The following is a 19,718-nucleotide window of genomic DNA, read 5'->3' on the forward strand; positions in this document are numbered from 1 at the left end:
TTCCTCTTTTTGACGGGCCTGACCATTGGATGAGGCCGGTCAGGCCGAGGTTCAAGGCTGTTCGTCCGGTGTGCGTGTCACCCGATGTTTCCTTCTGGCAGTGTCTAGGGGCGTCGTAAGGTTCGGAACACGACGTTCAGGTCGCGGTCGCTGGCGTTTTGCCCTTGTCCACTGATAATGCGCGACCTTTCATCGTCCGTCGCAGTGGGGATCGTCAATGCCAGATGTGCTCACCCGTGGCCGCAATTTTGCCCGGCGGCTCTGGCTACCCCGTGCGATTGGTCTGTTGCTCAGCCTGAGTTGTATCGTTTCGGTGCAGATCACCCAGCCGGTGTCTCTCTGGCTGTGGATCCTGCTCTTGGCCAATGCCCTGTGCTGGTCGCCGCTGGCCTACTGGCGCGCCGTCCGTGCGCGCGATCCCTATCGCACCGAACTGGGCAATCTGCTACTGGACTGCGGCTCGGCCGGCTTCTGGGCGGCGAGCATGGGCTTCAACCTCCTGCCCAGCGCGACGCTGCTCGCCATGACCGGTCTCAACATGCTCGGCGCCGGTGGCCTGGCGTTCTGGCGCCGAGGGCTGGTCGCGCAATTGGCGGGCATCCTGGTCGGCCTCGTGGTGCTGCGCCATCCGGTCGCCATCGAGACCTCCACCGCACAGATCTATGCCTGCCTGCCGATGATCATCGCCTATCCCTGGGCCCTGGGCCTGGTGAGCTTTCGCCTGGCGCAGCAGTTGTCGCGGCGCCAGCAGGAGCTGGAGCTGATCAGCAAGCAGGACGGCATGACCGGGCTGCACAACAGAACCCACTGGGATCAGCTGCTGCACCGGGAATTCGCCCGCTGCAAACGCAGCGGCGCCGCGGCCAGCCTGGTGATGATCGACCTGGACAACTTCAAGCTCATCAACGACCGCTTCGGCCATCAGGCCGGCGACGAGATGCTGCGCCAGTTTTCCGGTCTGCTGGCGCGCACCATCCGCACCAGCGATCTCGCCGGTCGTTTTGGCGGCGATGAATTCGGTATCCTCTTGCCCGACACCTCGCCCGAGCGGGCCCTGGACCTGATCCGGCGGCTGCAGGAGCGTCTGCACGACATGCAGGCAGGCGGCCCCGGCGACCGTCAGAACGTACGTGTCGGCCTGAGCTGCGGCATCGCCGGCTTCGACCGCGCCTACGATGACGTCGCCCATTGGCTGCAGGCGGCCGACTTCGCTCTCTACCGCGCCAAGGCGCAGGGCCGCGGGCGGGCGGAGGTGGCCGATCCCCAAGGAGTGCTGGCATGACCCCGGCGATAGAACTGCTCAAGAAGAGCCAGGTGCCCCACGAGGTGCTGAGCTACCACCATGACCCCAAGGCCGCCTCCTACGGCCTGGAAGCCGCCGAGAAACTCGGTCTGGCAGCGGAGACGGTGTTCAAGACCCTGCTGGCGGCAAGCGAGAAACAGGAATTGCTGGTGGCCATCGTGCCCGTCGCCGGCACCCTGGATCTCAAGGCCCTGGCCCAGGCGGCCGGGGTGAAGAAACTGGAGATGGCCAAACCCGACCAGGCCCAGCGCAGCACCGGCTACCTGGTGGGCGGCATCAGCCCCCTGGGGCAGAAGAAGCGGCTGCGCACCTTCATCGACGACTCCGCGGCGGCGTTGCCGAGCATCCATGTCAGTGCCGGGCGCCGGGGGCTGGAAGTGGCCCTGGCCCCGGCGGACCTCGCCCGCTTGCTGGACGCGCCCTTCGTGCCTATCGGCAAGGCCTGAGCGCCTGCCTGTCGGGTAGGGTGGAAAACCGCGTAGCGTTTTCCACGCGCGATCAGGCTGGTGGTGGACAAGGCTGCGCCGTTGTCCACCCTACGACGGGTTGGTTGCCGAAATTCAGCAGGTTGGAAAACCGCCTGGCGTTTTCCACCCCATCCGCCCGCTAGGCGATCCCGTAGCTCTCGCGCAGTTGCTGCCGATAGCGCTGGTAGGCCGCCTCGTACTCGGCGACCCGCGCCGGGTACGGTTCGGCGCGGCTGGCCGGATCCAGGTGCACGCAGCGTTCGGTGAGGCTGTCGAGCGACTCCGGGCGGCCCTGTTCGCGACTCCAGCACCAGGCGGCCTGCAAGGCGCCCCCCAGGGCCGCGGCTTCGCCGTGGACCGGGCAGACCACCGGGGTGTTCATCAGATCGGCGATCAGCTGCCGCCACACCGGGCTCCTGGCGCCGCCGCCGATGAGTCTGAGGGTGTCGCCGGGCATGCCCAGGTCGCGCAGCAGATCGAAGCCATATCTCAGGGCGAAGCTCACCCCCTCGACCACCGCCCGGCACAGATTGGCGCGGGTCAGGTTGGTGGCGGTAAGGCCATGCAGGCTGGCGGTGGCGGTCGGCAGCGCCGGGACCCGTTCGCCATTGAGGAAGGGCAGCATCAGTACCCCTTCCGCGCCGATGGGCGACTCCGCCACCAGACGGGTGAATTCCGCCAGGTCCAGGCCGAGCAACTCGCGGATCTGGCCGCTGGCATTGGTCAGGTTCATGGTGCAGATCAGCGGCAGCCAGCCGCCGTTGGACGAGCAGAAGCCCGCCACGGCGGGATGGTCGCTGATGCGAGGTTCGTCGGAATACCCATAGAGGGTGCCCGAGGTGCCCAGGCTCAGGGTGATCTGGCCGGCGCGGCTGTTGCCGGTGCCCAGGGCGCCCATCATGTTGTCGCCGCCGCCGCTGGAGACCAGCGCCTGGGGATTGATGCTCAGTTGGCTGGCGACCTCCGGCCGCAGCCGTCCGACCGGCTGGTCGGCTTCGATCAGCACCGGCAGGGCGCGCTCCAGACGCCCACTAGGATCAATGTGGCGCAGCAACTCCAGGTCGTACTGGCGCGTCCTCACATTGAAATAGCCGGTGCCCGAGGCGTCGCCGTACTCGGCCACGGCGCGTCCGGTCAGCCAGAAATTCAGGTAATCGTGGGGCAGCAGCACCTGGGCGATCTGGTCGAACACCTCCGGGTGCTGCTCCTTGGTCCAGAGCAGCTTGGAGACGGTGTAGCCCGGCGCGATGGCCAGGCCCAGGCGCTCGATGGAGCCCTCGACGCCGCCCAGATGCTCCAGCAGGCGCTGGTTTTCCGGGGTGGACTCGGTGTCGCACCAGAGCTTGGCCGGCCGCAGAACCTTGCCGCTGTCGTCGAGCAATACCAGACCATGCTGCTGGCCGGAGACGCCGACGCCGAGGATGTCCTGGCCATCGCTGCCGGCCTGCGCCAGGGCGGCGCGGGTGGCCGCCACCAGGGCCCTAATCCAGTCCGCCGGATTCTGCTCACGGCGGCCGTTGGCGGCCTCGGTCAAGGGGTGAGGCGCACTGCCTTCGCCCAGTACCACCCCGCGCTCGACATCCAGGATCACCGCCTTGGTGCCCTGGGTGCCGCAGTCTATCCCGAGAAACTTCATGCCTGGCCGCTCCTTGTTGTTGTTTGGGCTCGTATTGATCATCGACGCTGCCCAGGCAGCTTTTTGCCAAGGCTAGTCGCCGAGCAGGGTCTGCAAGGTGGCGCTGACCCCATGGTTACGCAAGTTGTACAGCTGCCGCTCGAAGGCGGCAACGAAGGCCGCGGATTTCGGGATGTGCTTACCGAAGATTTCCTCGGCGCCCAGCAGGCGCTCGGTGAGATTCTTCTGATCCTGCACCAGCTCTTCGCAGTAGTTGGCGCGCGGATCGGGAATGCGATAGGTCGCCCCGGTCTCGTCCACGCCCCGCAGATAGACCGCCCAGGCGGCCACCACCAGGGCGGCGCGATCCATGGCCTGATCGTCTTCAATCAGGCGGTTGATGGTCGGCACGGTAAATTTGGGAAACTTCGACGAACCGTCGGAGCAGACCCGCTCCAGCTGGTCGGCGATGGCGCGATTGGAGAAACGCTCGATCAGGGTGTCCTTATACTGGTCGAGATCGATGCCGGGCACCGGGGCCAGCTGCGGCGTCACGTCCTTGTCCATGTAGGTGCGGATGTAGCGCACGAACAGCGGGTCGGCCATGGTCTCGTGGACGAAGCGGTAGCCCTTGAGGAAGCCCAGGTAGGTCAGCGCCAGGTGGCTGCCGTTGAGCAGCTTGATCTTCATTTCCTCGTAGGGGGTGACGTCATCGGTGAACTGGACGCCGACGTCTTCCCAGGCCGGACGGCCGGCGACGAACTTGTCTTCCAGCACCCACTGCAGGAAGGGCTCGCAGACCACCGGCCAGGCGTCCTCGACGCCGTGTTCGGCCAGCAGCGCCTCGCGATGGGCGGTGCTGGTCATGGGGGTGATGCGATCGACCATGGCGTTGGGAAAGCTGACGTGCTCGGCGATCCAGCCGTGCAGCTCTTCATCCACCAGGGCGGCGTAGGCCAGCAGGGCTTTGCGGGTGACTTGCCCGTTGTGCGGGAGGTTGTCGCAGGACATCACGGTGAAGGGCCCGGTGCCCTCGGCGCGGCGCTTGGCCAGGGCCGCCAGCAGGAAGCCGAAGACGCTGCGCGGATCGCCCGGATGCTGCAGGTCGTGCTGGATCAGCGGCAGCTTGAAGTTGAATTCGCCGGTGCTGTCGTCCATGCAGTAGCCGCCCTCGGTGATGGTGAGGGAGACGATGCGGGTGCCGGGATGGGCCAGCTTGTCGATCAGCGTCTGGGTGCCGTCCTCGGCCAGCAGCATGCCGCTGATGGCGCCGACGACGCGCACCTCGGTGTCCGGCTCGTCGGCCAGCACCACCTGGGTATAGAGATAGTCCTGGCCGGCCAGGGCATCACGCATGGCGCGGTCTTCGGCGCGCAGGCCGACGCCGCAGATGCTCCAGTCCAGGTCGCGCCCCTGGTTCAGCAGGGCCTCGGTGTAGATGGCCTGGTGCGCGCGGTGGAAGCCGCCGACGCCGATGTGGACGATGCCCTGGCGCAGCTGGCAGGCGGTGTAGCCGGGCTTGGCGATGTAGTCGGGTAGTTGTTCGAGGTGCTGGCGATTGAGTTTCACGATGGCGATCCTGCAAGGCGGTGCCCCGGGCGCGCGCAGGGCGCCGGGGCTGGAAGGGGGGAGGGTCAGGCGGCTTTGCGCAGCAGCGGCGCCACGGCGCGGCCCTGCTCGTCGAACAGGTGACAGAAGTCGACGTCCAGGGCCAGGCGCTGGCGTTCGCCGTAGGCAACGGCACAATCACCCGGCACGCGCACGGTCAGCGGCTCCTCGGCCTCGGTGACCATGTGGCAGTAGGTGTCGCTGCCCAGGCGCTCGGCCACATCGCTGATCACCGGCAACTGGCCGTCGGCGGCCAGGCGCAGGTGTTCCGGACGAATGCCCAGGGTCACCGGGCTGCCGACCGCCAGGTCGTCGCCGCGGCGCGGCAGGTGCAAGCGCGGACCGGCCGCCAGCTCTACCTCGACGCCCTGGGCGTCGGTAGCCGCCACCTTGCCCTTGAGGAAGGCCATCTTCGGCGTACCCAGGAAGCCGGCGACGAAGAGGTTGGCTGGATGGTGATAGAGCTCCAGGGGCGAGCCGACCTGCTCGACGCGGCCGCCGTTGAGCACCACCACCTTGGTCGCCAGGGTCATGGCTTCCACCTGGTCGTGGGTCACGTAGATCATGGTGGCCTGCAATTCCTGGTGCAGGCGCGCCAGTTCCAGGCGCATCTGCACGCGCAGGGCGGCGTCCAGGTTGGACAGGGGTTCGTCGAACAGGAAGATCTTCGGCTGGCGGACGATGGCGCGGCCGATGGCCACCCGCTGGCGCTGGCCACCGGAGAGCTGGCGCGGCTTGCGCTCCAGCAGCGGCGTCAGCTCGAGGATGCGGGCGGCGTCGGTGACCTTGCGCTCCACTTCCTGCTTGTCGATCTTGGCCAGGTCCAGGGCGAAGGAGAGATTCTTGCGCACGCTCATGTGCGGATAGAGGGCATAGGTCTGGAACACCATGGCCAAGTCGCGCTTGGCCGGCGACACCTCGGTGATGTCGCGACCGTCCAGTTCCAGGGTGCCGCTGGTGACCTCTTCCAGGCCGGCGATGAGCCGCAGCAGGGTGGATTTGCCGCACCCGGACGGGCCGACGAAGACCACGAATTCGCGGTCGTTGATGTCGAGGTCGACGCCCTTGATGATTTCCAGCGAGTCGAAGCCCTTGCGCAGGCTGCGGATTTTCAGATTGGCCATGACAGGAGTCCTCTTGTTCTTATTTCACCGCGCCGAACGACAGGCCGCGGACGAGTTGTTTCTGGCTGATCCAGCCAAAGATCAGGATGGGTGCGCAGGCCAGCGTCGAGACGGCCGACAGCTTGGCCCAGAACAGTCCCTGGGGACTGGAGTAGGAGGCGATCAGCGCGGTCAGCGGGGCGGCGTTGGACGAGGTCAGGTTCAGCGACCAGAAGGCCTCGTTCCAGCAGAGGATCAGCGACAGCAGCATGGTCGAGGCGATGCCGCCCTTGCTGATCGGCAAGAGCACCCGGACGATTTCCTGGTAGGTGGTGGCGCCATCCAGGCGCGCCGCCTCGAGGATGTCCTTGGGGATGTCCTTGAAGTAGGTGTAGACCATCCAGACCACGATCGGCAGGTTGATCAGGGTGTAGACGGCGATCAGCAGCAGTCGGCTGTCGAGCAGTTCGAACTGCTTGGCCAGCAGGTAGATGGGCACCAGCACCCCGACCGCCGGCAGCATCTTGGTGGACAGCATCCACAGCAGCAGGCGCTGGGTGTTGCGGGTCTCGTGGAAGGCCATCGAGTAGGCCGCCGGCAGCGCCAGCAACAGACTGAGCAGGGTAGCGCCAAAGGAGATCACCACCGAATTCAGCGCGAAGTGGAAGTAGTCGCTGCGCGCCTGGATGGTCAGGTAGTTCTCCAGCGTGGGCATGAAGAAGAATTGCGGCGGCGTGGCGAAGGCGTCGATCTCGGTCTTAAAGCTGGTCAGCACCATCCAGAAGATTGGGAAGAACAGCACCAGGGCCACCAGCCAGGCGAGCAGGCCCAGCAGCAGGCTCTGCAGGCGCCGGGATTGCTTGAGCGTCAGCATGTCAGGGTCCTCACTGTTGGGTCAGGTTCTTGCCAAGCATCCGCACCAGGATGATGGCGGCGATGTTGGCGATGAGCACGGCGATCAGGCCGCCGGCGGAGGCCAGGCCGACGTCGAACTGCAGCAGGGCCTGGTTGTAGATCAGGTAGGCGAGGTTGGTGGAGGCGAAGCCCGGACCGCCACTGGTGGTGGTGTAGATCTCGGCGAACACCGACAGCAGGAAGATCGTCTCGATCATCACCACCACGGCGATGGGCCGTGCCAGGTGCGGCAGGGTCAGGTGCCAGAAGATGGCGACCGGACCGGCGCCGTCCAGGCGGGCCGCTTCCTTCTGCTCCTGATCCAGCGACTGCATGGCGGTCATCAGGATGAGGATGGCGAAGGGCAGCCACTGCCAGGACACGATCAGGATGATCGACAGCAGCGGGTGGGTGGCCAGCCAGTCCACCGGGGTGGCGCCGAACAGTTTCCAGATCGCGGCGAGGATGCCGGAGACCGGATGGAAGATCAGGTTCTTCCAGATCAGGGCGCTGACCGTGGGCATGATGAAGAAGGGCGAGATCAGCAGGACGCGGACGATGCCGCGACCGAAGAACTCGCTGGCCTCCAGCAGCGCCGAGATCAGCACGCCGAAGACCACGCTGATCAGCAGCACGCTGCCCACCAGCAGCAGGGTGTTGGTCATGCCGGGCCAGAAGCCGGCATCGGTGACGAAGTATTCGAAGTTTTCCAGGCCGACGAAGGCGTGCTCGCCGGGGTAGAGCAGGTTGTAGCGGATCAGCGAGAACCAGATGGTCATGCCCAGGGGCACCAGCATCCACACCAGCAGCAGGGCCACCGAAGGACTGATCAGGAACCAGCCGGGACCGGCGCGACGGCGTTGACGACGGGCGGGAGCGGCAGGGGATTCGACGACGGGCGTCTTGAGGGTGGAGGTCTGCATGGCGATGCTCCGCAAGGCAGTGGGCCGTGACGAGGCGCTGGCGTCTCGCGACGCCAGCGACGGATCAGGCAGGGAAAGCCGCTAGGCCGGGGGCCGCGTGGTGCGGACCCCGGGCTCCAGCGCTACTTGGGATAGCCGGCGCGCTTCATTTCCCGGGCGGTGGACTGCTGCGCCGCCTGCAGGGCCTGCTCGACCGACATCTGCCCGGTGAGGGCCGCGGCGAACAGCTTGCCCACCGAGGTGCCGATGGCCTGGAACTCGGGAATGGTCACGTACTGGATGCCCACGTAGGGCACCGGCTTGGCCGAGGGATGGGCCGGGTCGGCGTGCTGCAGCATGTCCAGCGAGACCTTGGCGAAGGGCGCCGCGTCCATGTAGGCCTGGCTGTAGGTGGACTTGCGGGTGCCCGGCGGCACGTTGGCGATACCGTCGGTGTCCGCGACCAGCTTGGCGTAGTCCTTGGAGGTGGCCCAGGTCACGAAGGTCTTGGCGGCGTCCTTGTGCTTGGAGGAGGTGGGGATACCCAGCGACCAGGCATACAGCCAGGACGAGCCCTTGTCGGTGACCTCGCGCGGCGAGCCGGCGAAGCCGACGCTGTCGGCGACCTTGCTCTGGCTCTTGTCCATGGTGAAGGAGCCGGCGACGCTGGCATCGACCCAGATGGCGCACTTGCCGCTGTTGAACAGCGCCAGGTTTTCGTTGAAGCCGTTGCTGGAGGCTCCGGGCGGGCCGTACTTCTTCATGTTGGTGACGTAGTAGTTGGCCGCCGCGGTCCATTCCGGACCGGTGAATTCCGGTTGCCACTTCTCGTCGAACCAGCGCGCGCCGAAGGCGTTGGCCATGGTGGTGACCAGGGCCATGTTCTCGCCCCAGCCGGCCTTGCCTCTCAGGCACAGACCGTACTGGTCCTTGTCCGGCTGGTGCAGCTTGCCGGCGAATTCGGCGATCTGGGTCCAGGTGGGCTGGGCGGGCATGGTCAGGCCGGCCTGCTGGAACAGATCCTTGCGGTAGTAGGTGATGGAGCTTTCGGCATAGAAGGGCAGCGCATAGAGGGTGCCCTTGACCGACAGGCCTTCGCGAACCGACGGGAAGAGGTCGTCCAGGTCGTAGTTGGCGGGCAAGTCCTTCATGGGCTCCAGCCAGTTCTGGGCGCCCCAGAGGCCGGTTTCGTACATGCCGATGGTGAGGACGTCGAACTGGCCACCCTGGGTGGCGATGTCGGTCGTCAGCCGCTGACGCAGCACGTTTTCTTCGAGCACCACCCAGTTGAGCTTGATGTCGGGATGCTGGTCTTCGAAGGTTTTGGACAGCCGCTGCATGCGGATCATGTCGCTGTTGTTGACGGTGGCGATGGTGACCGTTTCGGCGGCCTGGAGGGCCAGCGAGAAGGTCAGGCCTGCAGAGAGGGTAACAGCGGACAATAAAAGCGCTTTTGGTGTTGTTTTCATCTTGCACTCCGCGTCCTGTGCAACTGCAGCAGACGCTTTTCTTGTTGTTGTAACCCACCACGCGGCCGGCTGTGACGGCCTTTGCAGCGGAAGCCACGGACCGATTACAGCCCGTTGCCGCCCGGGAAACAAATGCTGAAAGACACCAAAATCGGTATTTTTTTGCACATCCCTGCAGGGCTGCGCGGGACCGCCGCCATGGCCAGCGGCTCTGCCTAGAGGCTTTCCGCCTTGACCTTGGTGATGCCGTCTTCGCGATAAAGCTGCAAGGTTCCGGGGGTGGATTCGATCACCCGCTCGTTTTCGATGAGAAAGGAATAGACCGGCGTCGCGCTGCCCGGCGCGCGCAGGTTGCGGTATTCGTAGACCATCAGGCGATCGAGCTGCGCGACCCGCTGGGGTGCGCCGAAACTCTGCCGGAGCTGTTCCTGGGTACGGCCGCCGAATTGCGACGGATCGGCCGGGGGCGGGGTGGGAGCCGAGCTGCAGGCCGATAGGGCGGCGAACAGGAGAAAGGACAGGCGTTTCATGACGGCTCCGCGTGCAGGTTGAAAGGGCAGAGGAGTTGAGCTGCCCGTAGAACCAGACGGACCTGCAAAAACGCGATTCATTCCCCGCGCGGTATCAAAAAGCATACGAAAGGGAAGCCATCCGTCGACATCAATCCAACGGACTAGAATACCCAGCGTTGCTCTTGAGCAAAGGTCTGATGGTCGTTAAGCCAGCGGGCGCTATTGACTGGCTGCCGACTGTCACGCAGCTGGGCGTCAACTTTGGTAGGGATGGCATCGGTACTTAACAGGGGGACCTGAAGGGTGAGGTCCGCCAGCTTGAGCGGGGGTATCGCGGGGAGGGAGGCTGCTTCGCCATTGAGGGCGGCAAAGGTCACGACGACACTGGCCAGAATACGAATTCCCATTCCTTGGGTCTCCTGGTAGATCCGAAGCGCGAGTCTACCATTCCACTGCCTATTTGGTTCCCGGTTAGTCCGACGTTAAAGCGCAGTTGTGATCCTGTTCGTCATTCTGTTTTCGAGCGGATCACACGACTGACAAGGCGATGGCGCGTCACTTAGGCGACGGGTACCGCGTCGCGGTGCTTGGCCGCCAGATAGGCGAACAGCGGCGGGCAATCCGACACCAGGCTGACCAGGGTCTGGCCGGCGGCGGGCTCTTGCCGTAACAGCACCTTTTCACCCCGGGCATTAAGATAGAGGGTGTATTCGGGGGTGCTGGATTGGGCGATGAATCCCTCGCCCATCAGCGCACTGCCCAGGGCCATCCGCTGCGGCAGGTTGCAACTGCCCTGCCACTGAAAGGCGCGGATACCAAGGTTTTCCAGGGTTTCGGCGACGGCGCAGTCGATGCTCAGCGGCGGATGATCGAACAGCGGAAATTCGCGCGACAGCAACTCGAGGTGGCGTTCCAGACATTCGAAATGCTGTCTGGGTATCAGTCGCCGCAATTGCTGCAGCTGACCATTGCCGTGGAATAGCGAAGTTTGTGCGGTCATGGCGTCCTCCCGGTACAACGAGCTCTCACTAGTTCTGACGGTCGCGCGCGGATTTGGTGCGGTCCGCCGCTGCATTTCGCCGTCCTGACTGCCAATACCCGACAGCCTGCGCTCCCGAGATGACACGGCCATTACCAGGGGCCTCTAGTCGGACCTTTGCCGACATCGGCCAAAAGTGGCCGGGGTGCCGCCGCGGCCTGACAGCGGTCCGCTGCAACCCTGGTGTGCGCCAGGCTCGCGACTATTCTTTTCCTCAGGCGGAACTGGCACCCTGGCGCCTTTTCCCCGTTCCAGGAGTGTCCATGACCGCCATCGCCCCCGCCATCGCTGAACGCTACCGCGCTGTCCAGGACATCGCCCGGGAGGCGGCGCAGCTCGGCCTCGACTTCTATCGTCGGCGCGCGGCGCTGCAGGTGGACCACAAGGGCAGCGACCTGCAGGACGTGGTGAGCATCGCCGACAAGACGCTGGAGGACCTCATCCGCCAACGCCTGAGCGAACGCTTTCCGGAAGATGGCCTGCTGGGCGAGGAGGGCGGTGCCACCGACCTCTCCGCGCCCTACCTCTGGGTCATAGATCCCATCGACGGCACCGCGCCCTTTCTCAACGGCCTGCACAACTGGTGCGTGTCCATCGGCCTGATGCACGAGGGCGAGCCCTTGCTCGGCGCCATCATGGATCCGAATCACGACGAACTCTTCCATGGCCTGCGCGGGCACGGCGCCTTCGTCAACGACCAGCCGCTGCGCGTCCATGCGGCCACCGAGATCCGCCAGGGCCTGACCGGACTGGGCACCACCCACAGACGCGGCAAGGAACACTTCCTGCCGTTCGTGACCGGCCTGCTGGCCGAGGGGGGGCAGTTCTTCCGCAATGGCTCGGGCGCGCTGATGACCGCCTACGTCGCCGCCGGCCGGCTGATCGGCTACTACGAGACCCTGATCCATGGCTGGGACTGCCTGGCGGGCCTGGTCCTGATCCGGGAGGCAGGCGGTCGTCACAACGCCTTCCTGCGCAACGATGGCCTGGTCAATGGCAATCCGCTGCTGGTGGCGGCGCCCGGGGTCTACGACCAGCTCGCCGCCCTGGTCGGACCGTCGCTGGACGGTTGAACGGGAAGAGTCAGGCGCTCGCGGATTTCAACGCCCGGAGGAAGACCTATGATAAACCGAGTCAAGGCAGTGCTGGTGGCGGCTAGCCTGCTGCTGCCCGGCGTGGCAGTTGCAGCCGACGGGGGTTGCGCGGCGAAACGCCTCACGCTGGAACGGCAGATCGCCCAGGCTCAGGCGCAAGGCGATGCCGGACGGCTGGCAGGATTGCGGCGAGCACTCGACGCGGTGCAGGCGCACTGCACCGATACCGGCCTGCGCCAACAGCGGCTGGAAGTCATCCAGGCCCGCAGTCGCGAGGTGGCCGAACGGGAACGGGATCTGCGCGACGCCCAGGCCAAGGGCGACGCCGACAAGATCCGGGTGCGGAGCAGAAAGCTGGCCGAGGCCCGCCGCGAGCTGGAAGAGGCCCGCGCCAAGGCGAGCCGTTGATCGAACTCAGCGCCTTTCCTTGCGATAGATACTCGGCTTCCAGTAGTCCTTGAGCAGCAGATGCAGCGGCCCGCGCCAGCCACGCTTGCGCAACTGCCAGGCGATCAGCACGTTCATGATGCCGTGGCCCAGCAGCAGCACCGAACCATGGAGTTCGGCCAGTTCGATGAGGCGATCGGCCGCCTGGCCGGCACGCACCGAGGAGCTGCCGATGGATTCGGTGTGGGCGGCGAAACCCAGGAACCAGGCGGATCTGAACAACAGGCGCCAGGCCTTGACCGGCAGCCGCGGCGCATCCAGTTCCAGATAGGGCAGATGGGCTTCGGCATAGCGGTCATCGACCGGGCTGCCGGAGCGTCCCAGCAGGTACTCCAGCGAGCGCACGCAGCGGCCCAGGGGGCTGCTCACCACATAGCCCGCTTCCTGGGCCAGTCGCCGCGTCTCCGCGGGCTCCAGGCCGGCGGGCACCGGGGCTTTCTGGTAGCGCGCGACCCAGTCCTTCATCTCCCGCGGGGTGCAGCGAGCCTTGCTGGAAAGATCGGGTTTGCCGTGACGCACCAGAATGATCTGCATGAAAAGGTTACCTGGGAAAGATGCTCACTAGACCACTGCCCGTGCCGTTCGTCTCGCTGGGTCGTGATGGCATGGGTAGTGGCCAGGTGCCATTCGTACTACTTTGAGTGCCGCTTGGCTTGTTTATCTGGTAGAAGGTGATTGGGTTCACGAGTCTGGAGCCCTGACCGCTGCGCAGCAGGCCGCTTCAAGATGCCATCCGAGGTCCTGCCGGCAATCCGTCGCCCCAGCGACGGCCACGCCTTTCCATCCAGGGACCAGGAAAGCATGAAGACAACACTGTTCGCATTGGCGCTGCTCGGGCTGCAGCTGCTGGGATCCCCGCAGGTCACGGCTGCGGAGGAGCACGTGGCCCTGATCAAGAGCGTCTCCGGCAGCGTCAAGGTGCTGCGCCAGACCGCCAGCCTGGACGCCCAGGCCGGTACCACCCTGCAGGTGGCCGATCGCCTGCAGGCCGGCCCGGACGCCACCGCGGCCATCGTCTTTCTCGACGGTACCCTGCTCACCCTGGGCAACGGCGCCGATGTGCAATTGCGTGACTATCTCTTCGAACCCAAGAGCAGTCGGTACGGTTTCTCGCTGTACCTGACCAAGGGCTCCGCCATCTATTCGTCCGGCAAGATCGGCAAGGTCGCACCCGACACGGTCAAGATCGAGACGCCGACCGCCACCATAGGCGTGCGCGGCACCCGCTTCCTGGTCCAGGCCCAATGACTGCCCTGATCGCTGTCGCGTCCCCTGGTCGTCTGCTGCTGAGCGTGCTGCTGTCCACGCTGCTGCTGGGCGGCTGTGCCAGCCCTCCACCACCGCAGACGCGGGTGATCCTGATGCCCGACGCCGATGGGCATGTCGGCGCCGTCTCGGTGACCAGCCCGGCGGGCCGCCAGGCCATCGACCAGGGGTTCGCCGAGGTCACGGTGGCCGGCCCGGGTCAGGCGCCGACCGCGGCCCAGGCGGTGGCCCAACCCCTCTTCGAACAGCAGCATCGTCAGGTGCTGGCGGCGCAGCCGTCGCCGCCCAAGACCTTCATCCTCAATTTCCTCTCCGACAGCATGGAGCTCACGCCGCAGTCCAAAGCGCTGCTGCCCGAGGTGCTGGAAACGGCACGGCAGCGCATCCCTACCGAGATTTCGGTATTCGGCCATGCGGACGGCTCGGGTGCGCCTTCCTACAACCTCGACCTCTCGGGGCAGCGTGCCCGCAAGGTGGCCGGTCTGCTGCAGCGACTCGATCCCAAGTTGCGCATCAACGTCGAATTCTTCGGCGATACCGTGCCCCTGGTTCCGACCCGTCCCGGCAAATCCGAGCCGCGCAATCGGCGTGTCGAAATCCTGATTCTCTAGGGTCGCGGGCATGAACTCCGTTGCGACCCTGCTGCGCCGGCGCGCGCCCTGGATGTTCCTGGTCAGCCTTGGCCTGTCGCTGGCCTTCGGCCTCGCCGCGCTGTTGCAATGGACGCCACTGCAGTACCTGGATCGCCTGGCCTACGACCAGCTCAGCCGCCTGGCGGCCAGCAACGAGGACGCCCGCGACGTCCAGGTGGTCAGCATCGACGAGGCCAGCCTGGCGGCGCTGGGGCAGTGGCCCTGGCCGCGCTATCGGGTTGCCCAGCTGCTCTCACGGATCGCCGAGGCCGAGCCGGCGGCGATCGCCGTGGACGTCCTGTTCAGCGAGCCGGACCGTACCTCGCTCAAGGCCCTGCAACAGAGTTTCCAGGACGACTTCGGCATGCACCTGAGCTTTTCCGGTGTGCCGCCGGAGTTGCAGGACAACGACGGCTATCTCGGTTACGTCATGGGGCAGACGGGCGCCGTCGGCGCCCATTTCTTTTTCCTCGATCTGCAGCAACCCGTCGCTGCCGGGCTAAGGCCAGGGGTGGGCTTCAGCGGCGCCCTCGACGCCCTCAGGCTGCCCAAGGCCAGCGGCGCGCTGGACAGTGTGGCCCCCATCGCCAGCCAGACGCGCTTCAGCGGCTTCATCAATAGCCAGCGGGACAGCGACGGCATCCTGCGGCGCGTGCCCCTGCTGCTCAGCTATCAGGGCATCATCCATCCGAGTCTGGCGCTGGCCGCCACCCTGCGCGCCCTGGGGCTGAACGAGGGCGTGGTGGAGACCGGCCTGGCGGGTCCGGTGCTGCGGCTTGGCGACCGCCGCCTGCCGCTCGACCGCGAAGGCCAGGCGCTGCTGCGGCTGCACAGCGCCGCCGAACACTATCCGGAGGTCTCGGCCCTGGCGGTGCTCAGCGGCGCGGTGGCACCGGCCACGCTCAAGGGCAAGGTGGTCTTCGTCGGCGTCTCGGCCGCAGGCTTCAACGACCTGCACGCCACGGCGCTGGGACAGACCTTTTCCGGCGTCAGGCTGCAGGCGGCCCTGACCCAGGACCTGCTGGACGATGCCCTGGTACGGGTCCCGCAATTCGCCGGCGTGCTGCAACTGGCGTTGTGCCTGCTCGGCGGTCTGCTGCTGTCCGCCGGCTTCTTCTTCAACCGCAGCCAGCGGCGCTTCGTCCTCCTGGCGGCGGCGTCGATCGTCCTGCCGCAGCTGCTGGGCGCCTGGCTGTTCGTTCGCCATGACGTCTTCCTGCCGCTGGCCGCACCCCTGGTGCTGGTAGGGCTGCTCACGGCCCTGGCGCTGGTCACGCGGATCGTGCTGGCGCGCCAGCACGAAGAGCGCTGGCGCCGGCAACTGGAACGCTCACGCCAGGTCACCATCGAGTCCATGGCGGCGGTGGCCGAAACCCGGGATCCCGAGACCGGCGCCCATATCAAGCGCACCCAGCACTATGTTCGCGCCATCGCCGAGGAGCTGCGCCGTGCCGGCCAGGCGCCGGAATTGCTCACGCCGGACTACATCAAGCTGCTGTTCCTGTCCGCGCCCCTGCACGACATCGGCAAGGTCGGGGTGCCGGATGCCATCCTGCTCAAGCCCGGGCGGCTGACGCCGGAGGAGATGCAGGTGATGCAGCGGCATGCCGAATTCGGTCGGCAGATCATCCTCAGCACCGCCAGCCATCTGGAGGATGACAACTTCCTCGCCCTGGCTGCCGAGATCGCCAGCACCCACCACGAGAAGTGGGATGGCAGCGGCTATCCCAACGGGCTGTCCGGTACCGGCATCCCGCTGGCGGGGCGGATCATGGCGGTCGCCGATATCTACGACGCCCTGATCAGCCGGCGCTGCTACAAGGAGCCGTTCAGCCACGAAGACTCCCTGCAGATGATGCGCGAGATGCGCGGCAGCACCTTCGATCCCCTGGTGCTCGATGCCTTCCTGGCCATCGAACCGCAGATCTGCGCCATCGCCCAGCGCTTTCACGATGAAGGGGTGGGAGGGACCCGGCGTCTGGTTTGAATCCGTCCCCCTTCCTGCCGCCTCGCTCCTCGATTCCTGGTGCCTTCTCCCTCTCGCCGGCATCCAGCTCGTCATCCGGCTGGTTTGCCTACCGCTGCACAAGGCGGAGAGGGCAGCCGCTCATTTCTTGAAACATTCCCTCGAAAATCGCCGAATCAGAGCGATGGAAGGCTGGCGTCTGAAAATCCCCGTCCTTGACGGCTTCGCGCGGGCAAAGCATAAGTTTGCGGTCGCTTATGATATTAATTTGCATTTACAGATGCATCCAGGTTGCATAGCCTGCGTTCCGCCGCGCAAGACGGCATCGGATACCGGTCCCTGGAAAATCTCCAGCGAGTCCTTACGTGGGGTACGGACGGGTCGGTGTTTCCCTAGAGGACGACCAACGACATGCAGCTCTTCTCCCTGCGCCTCATCGCGCTTTCCGTCTCCCTGGGCGTGGCGACCCTCGCCCAGGCCGCTCCCGTGGCGTTGTCGCAACCGGCGCAGCCGCTGGCCGATGCCTTGCAGAGCTTCGCGCGCGCCAGTGGCCTCCAGGTGAACTACGATCCCGCCGCCCTGGTGGGCAAGCGGGCACCGGCACTGGCGGGGCGGATGGAGCCGGATGTCGCCTTGCAGCGCCTGCTGGCGGGCAGCGGCCTGGCGGCCTCGGTCAGCGGCTCGGTCGCGACCGTCGCCCCGGTGGCCACCCAGGCGGCGGCCGGCAGCGTGGCCCTGGATGCCACCACCATCAGCGCGGACGATGGCTCCCTGACGGGTCGGACGACCACCGAAGGGACCCGCTCCTACACCACCGGCGCCATGAGCACCTCCACCGGCCTGCCGCTGTCCATCCGCGAAACGCCCCAGTCGGTGAGCGTCATCACCCGGCAGCGCATGGAAGACCAGGGCATGACCGATCTCAACGATGTGGTCCGCTACGCCCCGGGCGTGACGCTGAACAAGTTCGGCGGCGACCGCCAGGAATTCCTCTCCCGCGGCTTCCGCATCGACAACATCATGTACGACGGCCTACCCACCACGGCCGGGACCTTCACCCTCGACACCCTGTCCTCGGCCGACCTGTCCATCTACGACCGGGTGGAAGTGGTGCGTGGCGCCACCGGCCTGATGACCGGCGCCGGCGATCCTTCGGCCACCCTCAATCTAGTGCGCAAGCGCCCGACCGCCTTCCCCCAGGTCAGCGTCACCACCAGCGCCGGCAGCTGGGACCGCTACCGTACCGAGGTCGACACCTCCAACAAGCTCAACGAAGCCGGCACCCTGCGCGGTCGGGCCGTGGCCGCCTACGAAGACGGCAACAGCTTCCAGGACGTGCGCGAGCGCAAGCGCCAGACCTTCTATGGCGTCCTCGAAGCGGACCTCAGCGACGCCACCACCTGGACCATCGGCGCGTCCAAGCAGCGTGAAGACAAGACCTCCGACTGGGGCAGCCTGCCCAGCGGCCCCAACGGCGAGAACCTGCACCTGTCGCGTTCCACCTTCCTGAGCGGCGACTGGGCCTACTGGGATCAGGATAACTACACCCTGTTCTCCGACATCACCCACACCTTCGACAACGGCTGGAAAGCCAAGCTGGCGGCGCAGCAGGTCTGGGCGAATTCGGATACCTATTCCAACTACGTCACCACCCTGCCGAGCAACAACTACGCCTACAACACGGTGGCCGATCTCGGTACCGCTTCCGGTGCCTACCGTACCGATTCCGACCAGCTCAACATCGACGCCTCGGTCAGTGGGCCCTTCCAACTGCTGGGCCGCGAGCACGAATTGATGGCCGGGGTAAGTCGCCGTCAGGAAAAGTTCTATCAGCGTGGCGGCTACTCGGGTGCTACACCGATCGATATCTACAACTTCCGCCCCAGCAGCATTCCCAAGCCGGCCAAGGACAGCCTGACGCCCTATGCCAGCAAGAACACCACGACCGAAGAGGCGATCTACGCGGCGGCGCGCTTTAACCCCATAGACCCGCTGCACGTCATCGTCGGCGGCCGGGTCAGCTGGTATGACTTCGACAATCTCTACAGCGATGATGATTACAAGGCGACGCGTGAATTCACGCCCTATGCCGGCATCATCTACGATCTGAACGACACCTATTCGGTCTACGCCAGCTACACCGATATCTTCAAACCGCAAAGCCAGCAGAACACCGGTAACTCCGTGCTCGCGCCCATGACGGGCAAGAGCTACGAGATTGGCCTGAAGGGCGCCTATTTCGACGGTGCCCTGAATGCCTCCGTAGCGCTCTTCGAGACCATTCAGGAGGGCCGCGCCTATGAGCTGTCCCCTCAGCCGATCGAGTGCACCCGGCAGAGCCGTACCTGCTACGACACTGCCGGCGAAGTGCGCAGTCGCGGCATCGATGCGGAGATCTCCGGGCAATTGGCGCCCAACTGGCAGGCGTCGGCGGCCTATACCCTGGTGCTGAGCGAGTACACCAAGGATCTGATCTACGAAGACCGCCGCTTCGCTCCGGAGCAGCCCAAGCATCTGTTTAAGGCTGCCACCAGCTATCAACTGACCGGGGATCTGAGCAAGTGGCGCATCGGTGCCGATGTGCTGGCACAGAGCGAGACCTTCAAGCGGGTGGGTAACGGCGAGGCCAAGCAGAACAGCTATTCTGTGGTCGGCCTGATGGCGGGCTACCGCTTCAACGACCACTGGGATGGCCGCGTCAACTTCAACAACATCTTCGACGAGAAGTACTGGCAGGGCATTCCCAGCGGCACGGGTTTCGGCACCTACGGCGATCCCCGCAATGTCATGCTCAGCCTGAAGTGGACGCTGTGACCGGCGCGTGACGCCTGCGCTTCGCCCTTGTCCGGGCCCCCGGACCTGGGCGAAGCTGCGGACTTCCGCCAAGGAGTGCCGCCCATGTCCAGTTCCACCGTCCACCTGGAACGCTATGCCGACCGCCATGCCGAGGGCCTCGCTGCCCTCTATGGCGATCCGGCCGTGGCGCGGCAGGTGCTGCAGCTACCCTATCAGAGCGCCGAACAATGGCGGCAGCGTCTGAGCGGCGAACGCGAAGGGCGGATAGGACTGGTCGCCCTGCAGCAGGGGCGGGTGGTGGGCAGCGCCAGTCTCGAACAGCAGCAGCGCATTCGCCGCCAGCACTGTGGCGCCCTCGGCATGGGCGTGGCCCGGGATTGCCAGGGGCAGGGCATAGGCACCCGGCTGCTGACGGCGCTGCTCGACCTCGCCGACAACTGGATGAATCTGCAGCGGGTCGAGTTGACCGTCTTCAGCGACAACGAGCCGGCCCTGGCGCTCTATCGCAAGCTGGGTTTCGAAGAGGAAGGGCTGCTGCGTCGCTATGCCCTGCGCGATGGGGTGTTCGTCGACGCCTACAGCATGGCGCGCTTCAAACCCTGATC

General features: G+C 65.7%; 19 protein-coding genes. 9 read left to right on the plus strand and 10 right to left on the minus strand.

Annotation, left to right across the window (positions count from 1 at the left end):
• Positions 1–217: 217 nt before the first annotated feature.
• Both QKY98_RS13755 and ybaK read left to right on the plus strand, forming a co-directional pair.
• Complete coding sequence (locus QKY98_RS13755; protein WP_284671073.1) at positions 218–1,282, plus strand: diguanylate cyclase; 1,065 nt, start codon at positions 218–220, stop codon at positions 1,280–1,282.
• A complete protein-coding gene (gene ybaK, locus QKY98_RS13760; protein WP_077172156.1) occupies positions 1,279–1,749 on the plus strand; it encodes a Cys-tRNA(Pro) deacylase in 471 nt (156 codons plus the stop codon). The genes QKY98_RS13755 and ybaK overlap by 4 nt, the downstream gene beginning before the upstream one ends.
• 160 nt (positions 1,750–1,909) lie before the next feature.
• Here the strand turns inward: ybaK and xylB are convergent, their stop codons facing one another.
• The 9 genes from xylB to QKY98_RS13805 all read right to left on the minus strand — a co-directional run bounded on the left by xylB (position 1,910) and on the right by QKY98_RS13805 (position 10,873).
• Positions 1,910–3,406 carry a xylulokinase gene (xylB, locus tag QKY98_RS13765; protein ID WP_284671074.1) on the minus strand — a complete coding sequence of 499 codons (1,497 nt, stop codon included), beginning with the start codon at positions 3,404–3,406 and terminating at the stop codon, positions 1,910–1,912.
• A 72-nt stretch (positions 3,407–3,478) separates the two neighbouring features.
• The gene (locus tag QKY98_RS13770) at positions 3,479–4,954 is read right to left on the minus strand and encodes a mannitol dehydrogenase family protein (RefSeq protein ID WP_284671075.1); all 1,476 of its coding nucleotides are present in this window, start codon (positions 4,952–4,954) and stop codon (positions 3,479–3,481) included.
• A 65-nt stretch (positions 4,955–5,019) separates the two neighbouring features.
• On the minus strand, positions 5,020–6,117 hold the full coding sequence (locus QKY98_RS13775) for an ABC transporter ATP-binding protein (RefSeq protein WP_007159282.1): 1,098 nt from the start codon (positions 6,115–6,117) through the stop codon (positions 5,020–5,022).
• Between the two features lie 19 nt (positions 6,118–6,136).
• Entirely contained in the window at positions 6,137–6,970 is an 834-nt protein-coding gene (locus tag QKY98_RS13780) for a carbohydrate ABC transporter permease (protein ID WP_007159281.1), read from the minus strand.
• A 10-nt stretch (positions 6,971–6,980) separates the two neighbouring features.
• Complete coding sequence (locus tag QKY98_RS13785) at positions 6,981–7,913, minus strand: carbohydrate ABC transporter permease (RefSeq protein ID WP_007159280.1); 933 nt, start codon at positions 7,911–7,913, stop codon at positions 6,981–6,983.
• Between the two features lie 122 nt (positions 7,914–8,035).
• Positions 8,036–9,361 carry an ABC transporter substrate-binding protein gene (locus QKY98_RS13790; protein WP_027602667.1) on the minus strand — a complete coding sequence of 442 codons (1,326 nt, stop codon included), beginning with the start codon at positions 9,359–9,361 and terminating at the stop codon, positions 8,036–8,038.
• A gap of 215 nt (positions 9,362–9,576) precedes the next feature.
• Positions 9,577–9,891 (minus strand): hypothetical protein, encoded by a 315-nt coding sequence (locus QKY98_RS13795; RefSeq protein ID WP_027602668.1) that lies wholly within the window; start codon positions 9,889–9,891, stop codon positions 9,577–9,579.
• A 143-nt stretch (positions 9,892–10,034) separates the two neighbouring features.
• Complete coding sequence (locus tag QKY98_RS13800) at positions 10,035–10,280, minus strand: hypothetical protein (protein ID WP_027596969.1); 246 nt, start codon at positions 10,278–10,280, stop codon at positions 10,035–10,037.
• A 152-nt stretch (positions 10,281–10,432) separates the two neighbouring features.
• Positions 10,433–10,873, minus strand: coding sequence for a hypothetical protein (locus QKY98_RS13805; RefSeq protein WP_027596968.1), 441 nt, complete (start codon positions 10,871–10,873; stop codon positions 10,433–10,435).
• A 302-nt stretch (positions 10,874–11,175) separates the two neighbouring features.
• Between QKY98_RS13805 and QKY98_RS13810 the strand changes: the two genes are divergently transcribed.
• Both QKY98_RS13810 and QKY98_RS13815 read left to right on the plus strand, forming a co-directional pair.
• Positions 11,176–11,985, plus strand: coding sequence for an inositol monophosphatase family protein (locus tag QKY98_RS13810; protein WP_027596967.1), 810 nt, complete (start codon positions 11,176–11,178; stop codon positions 11,983–11,985).
• A 48-nt stretch (positions 11,986–12,033) separates the two neighbouring features.
• Positions 12,034–12,414 (plus strand): DUF1090 domain-containing protein, encoded by a 381-nt coding sequence (locus QKY98_RS13815; RefSeq protein ID WP_244950612.1) that lies wholly within the window; start codon positions 12,034–12,036, stop codon positions 12,412–12,414.
• A 6-nt stretch (positions 12,415–12,420) separates the two neighbouring features.
• Here QKY98_RS13815 and QKY98_RS13820 read toward each other — a convergent pair whose 3' ends face one another.
• Positions 12,421–12,987 carry a histidine phosphatase family protein gene (locus QKY98_RS13820; RefSeq protein WP_144960241.1) on the minus strand — a complete coding sequence of 189 codons (567 nt, stop codon included), beginning with the start codon at positions 12,985–12,987 and terminating at the stop codon, positions 12,421–12,423.
• Between the two features lie 267 nt (positions 12,988–13,254).
• Here QKY98_RS13820 and QKY98_RS13825 point away from each other — a divergent pair, with 267 nt between their 5' ends.
• The 5 genes from QKY98_RS13825 (at position 13,255) to QKY98_RS13845 (ending at position 19,716) form a co-directional block, all read left to right on the plus strand.
• Positions 13,255–13,701, plus strand: a complete 447-nt coding sequence (locus QKY98_RS13825; RefSeq protein ID WP_284671076.1) for a FecR family protein — start codon at positions 13,255–13,257, stop codon at positions 13,699–13,701.
• Positions 13,698–14,330 carry an OmpA family protein gene (locus tag QKY98_RS13830; protein ID WP_027602672.1) on the plus strand — a complete coding sequence of 211 codons (633 nt, stop codon included), beginning with the start codon at positions 13,698–13,700 and terminating at the stop codon, positions 14,328–14,330. Before QKY98_RS13825 ends, QKY98_RS13830 begins: the two co-directional genes overlap by 4 nt.
• 10 nt (positions 14,331–14,340) lie before the next feature.
• Positions 14,341–16,338 carry a CHASE2 domain-containing protein gene (locus QKY98_RS13835; RefSeq protein WP_284671077.1) on the plus strand — a complete coding sequence of 666 codons (1,998 nt, stop codon included), beginning with the start codon at positions 14,341–14,343 and terminating at the stop codon, positions 16,336–16,338.
• Positions 16,339–16,728: 390 nt separating this feature from the next.
• Complete coding sequence (locus QKY98_RS13840; RefSeq protein ID WP_284671078.1) at positions 16,729–19,131, plus strand: TonB-dependent siderophore receptor; 2,403 nt, start codon at positions 16,729–16,731, stop codon at positions 19,129–19,131.
• An 84-nt stretch (positions 19,132–19,215) separates the two neighbouring features.
• Positions 19,216–19,716, plus strand: a complete 501-nt coding sequence (locus QKY98_RS13845; RefSeq protein WP_027596961.1) for a GNAT family N-acetyltransferase — start codon at positions 19,216–19,218, stop codon at positions 19,714–19,716.
• Positions 19,717–19,718 lie beyond the last annotated feature (2 nt).

It is taken from the genome of Pseudomonas sp. HR1 (assembly GCF_030175875.1).
Taxonomy (GTDB): Bacteria; Pseudomonadota; Gammaproteobacteria; order Pseudomonadales; family Pseudomonadaceae; genus Chryseomonas; species Chryseomonas oryzihabitans.

Bases quoted from the DNA above. Each gene is read 5' to 3' on its own strand.
- QKY98_RS13755 (WP_284671073.1), top strand. From the start codon at position 218: ATGCCAGATGTGCTCACCCGTGGCCGCAATTTTGCCCGGCGGCTCTGG.
- ybaK (WP_077172156.1), top strand. From the start codon at position 1,279: ATGACCCCGGCGATAGAACTGCTCAAGAAGAGCCAGGTGCCCCACGAG.
- xylB (WP_284671074.1), bottom strand. From the start codon at position 3,406: ATGAAGTTTCTCGGGATAGACTGCGGCACCCAGGGCACCAAGGCGGTG.
- QKY98_RS13775 (WP_007159282.1), bottom strand. From the start codon at position 6,117: ATGGCCAATCTGAAAATCCGCAGCCTGCGCAAGGGCTTCGACTCGCTG.
- QKY98_RS13780 (WP_007159281.1), bottom strand. From the start codon at position 6,970: ATGCTGACGCTCAAGCAATCCCGGCGCCTGCAGAGCCTGCTGCTGGGC.
- QKY98_RS13785 (WP_007159280.1), bottom strand. From the start codon at position 7,913: ATGCAGACCTCCACCCTCAAGACGCCCGTCGTCGAATCCCCTGCCGCT.
- QKY98_RS13790 (WP_027602667.1), bottom strand. From the start codon at position 9,361: ATGAAAACAACACCAAAAGCGCTTTTATTGTCCGCTGTTACCCTCTCT.
- QKY98_RS13795 (WP_027602668.1), bottom strand. From the start codon at position 9,891: ATGAAACGCCTGTCCTTTCTCCTGTTCGCCGCCCTATCGGCCTGCAGC.
- QKY98_RS13800 (WP_027596969.1), bottom strand. From the start codon at position 10,280: ATGGGAATTCGTATTCTGGCCAGTGTCGTCGTGACCTTTGCCGCCCTC.
- QKY98_RS13805 (WP_027596968.1), bottom strand. From the start codon at position 10,873: ATGACCGCACAAACTTCGCTATTCCACGGCAATGGTCAGCTGCAGCAA.
- QKY98_RS13810 (WP_027596967.1), top strand. From the start codon at position 11,176: ATGACCGCCATCGCCCCCGCCATCGCTGAACGCTACCGCGCTGTCCAG.
- QKY98_RS13815 (WP_244950612.1), top strand. From the start codon at position 12,034: ATGATAAACCGAGTCAAGGCAGTGCTGGTGGCGGCTAGCCTGCTGCTG.
- QKY98_RS13820 (WP_144960241.1), bottom strand. From the start codon at position 12,987: ATGCAGATCATTCTGGTGCGTCACGGCAAACCCGATCTTTCCAGCAAG.
- QKY98_RS13825 (WP_284671076.1), top strand. From the start codon at position 13,255: ATGAAGACAACACTGTTCGCATTGGCGCTGCTCGGGCTGCAGCTGCTG.
- QKY98_RS13830 (WP_027602672.1), top strand. From the start codon at position 13,698: ATGACTGCCCTGATCGCTGTCGCGTCCCCTGGTCGTCTGCTGCTGAGC.
- QKY98_RS13835 (WP_284671077.1), top strand. From the start codon at position 14,341: ATGAACTCCGTTGCGACCCTGCTGCGCCGGCGCGCGCCCTGGATGTTC.
- QKY98_RS13840 (WP_284671078.1), top strand. From the start codon at position 16,729: ATGCAGCTCTTCTCCCTGCGCCTCATCGCGCTTTCCGTCTCCCTGGGC.
- QKY98_RS13845 (WP_027596961.1), top strand. From the start codon at position 19,216: ATGTCCAGTTCCACCGTCCACCTGGAACGCTATGCCGACCGCCATGCC.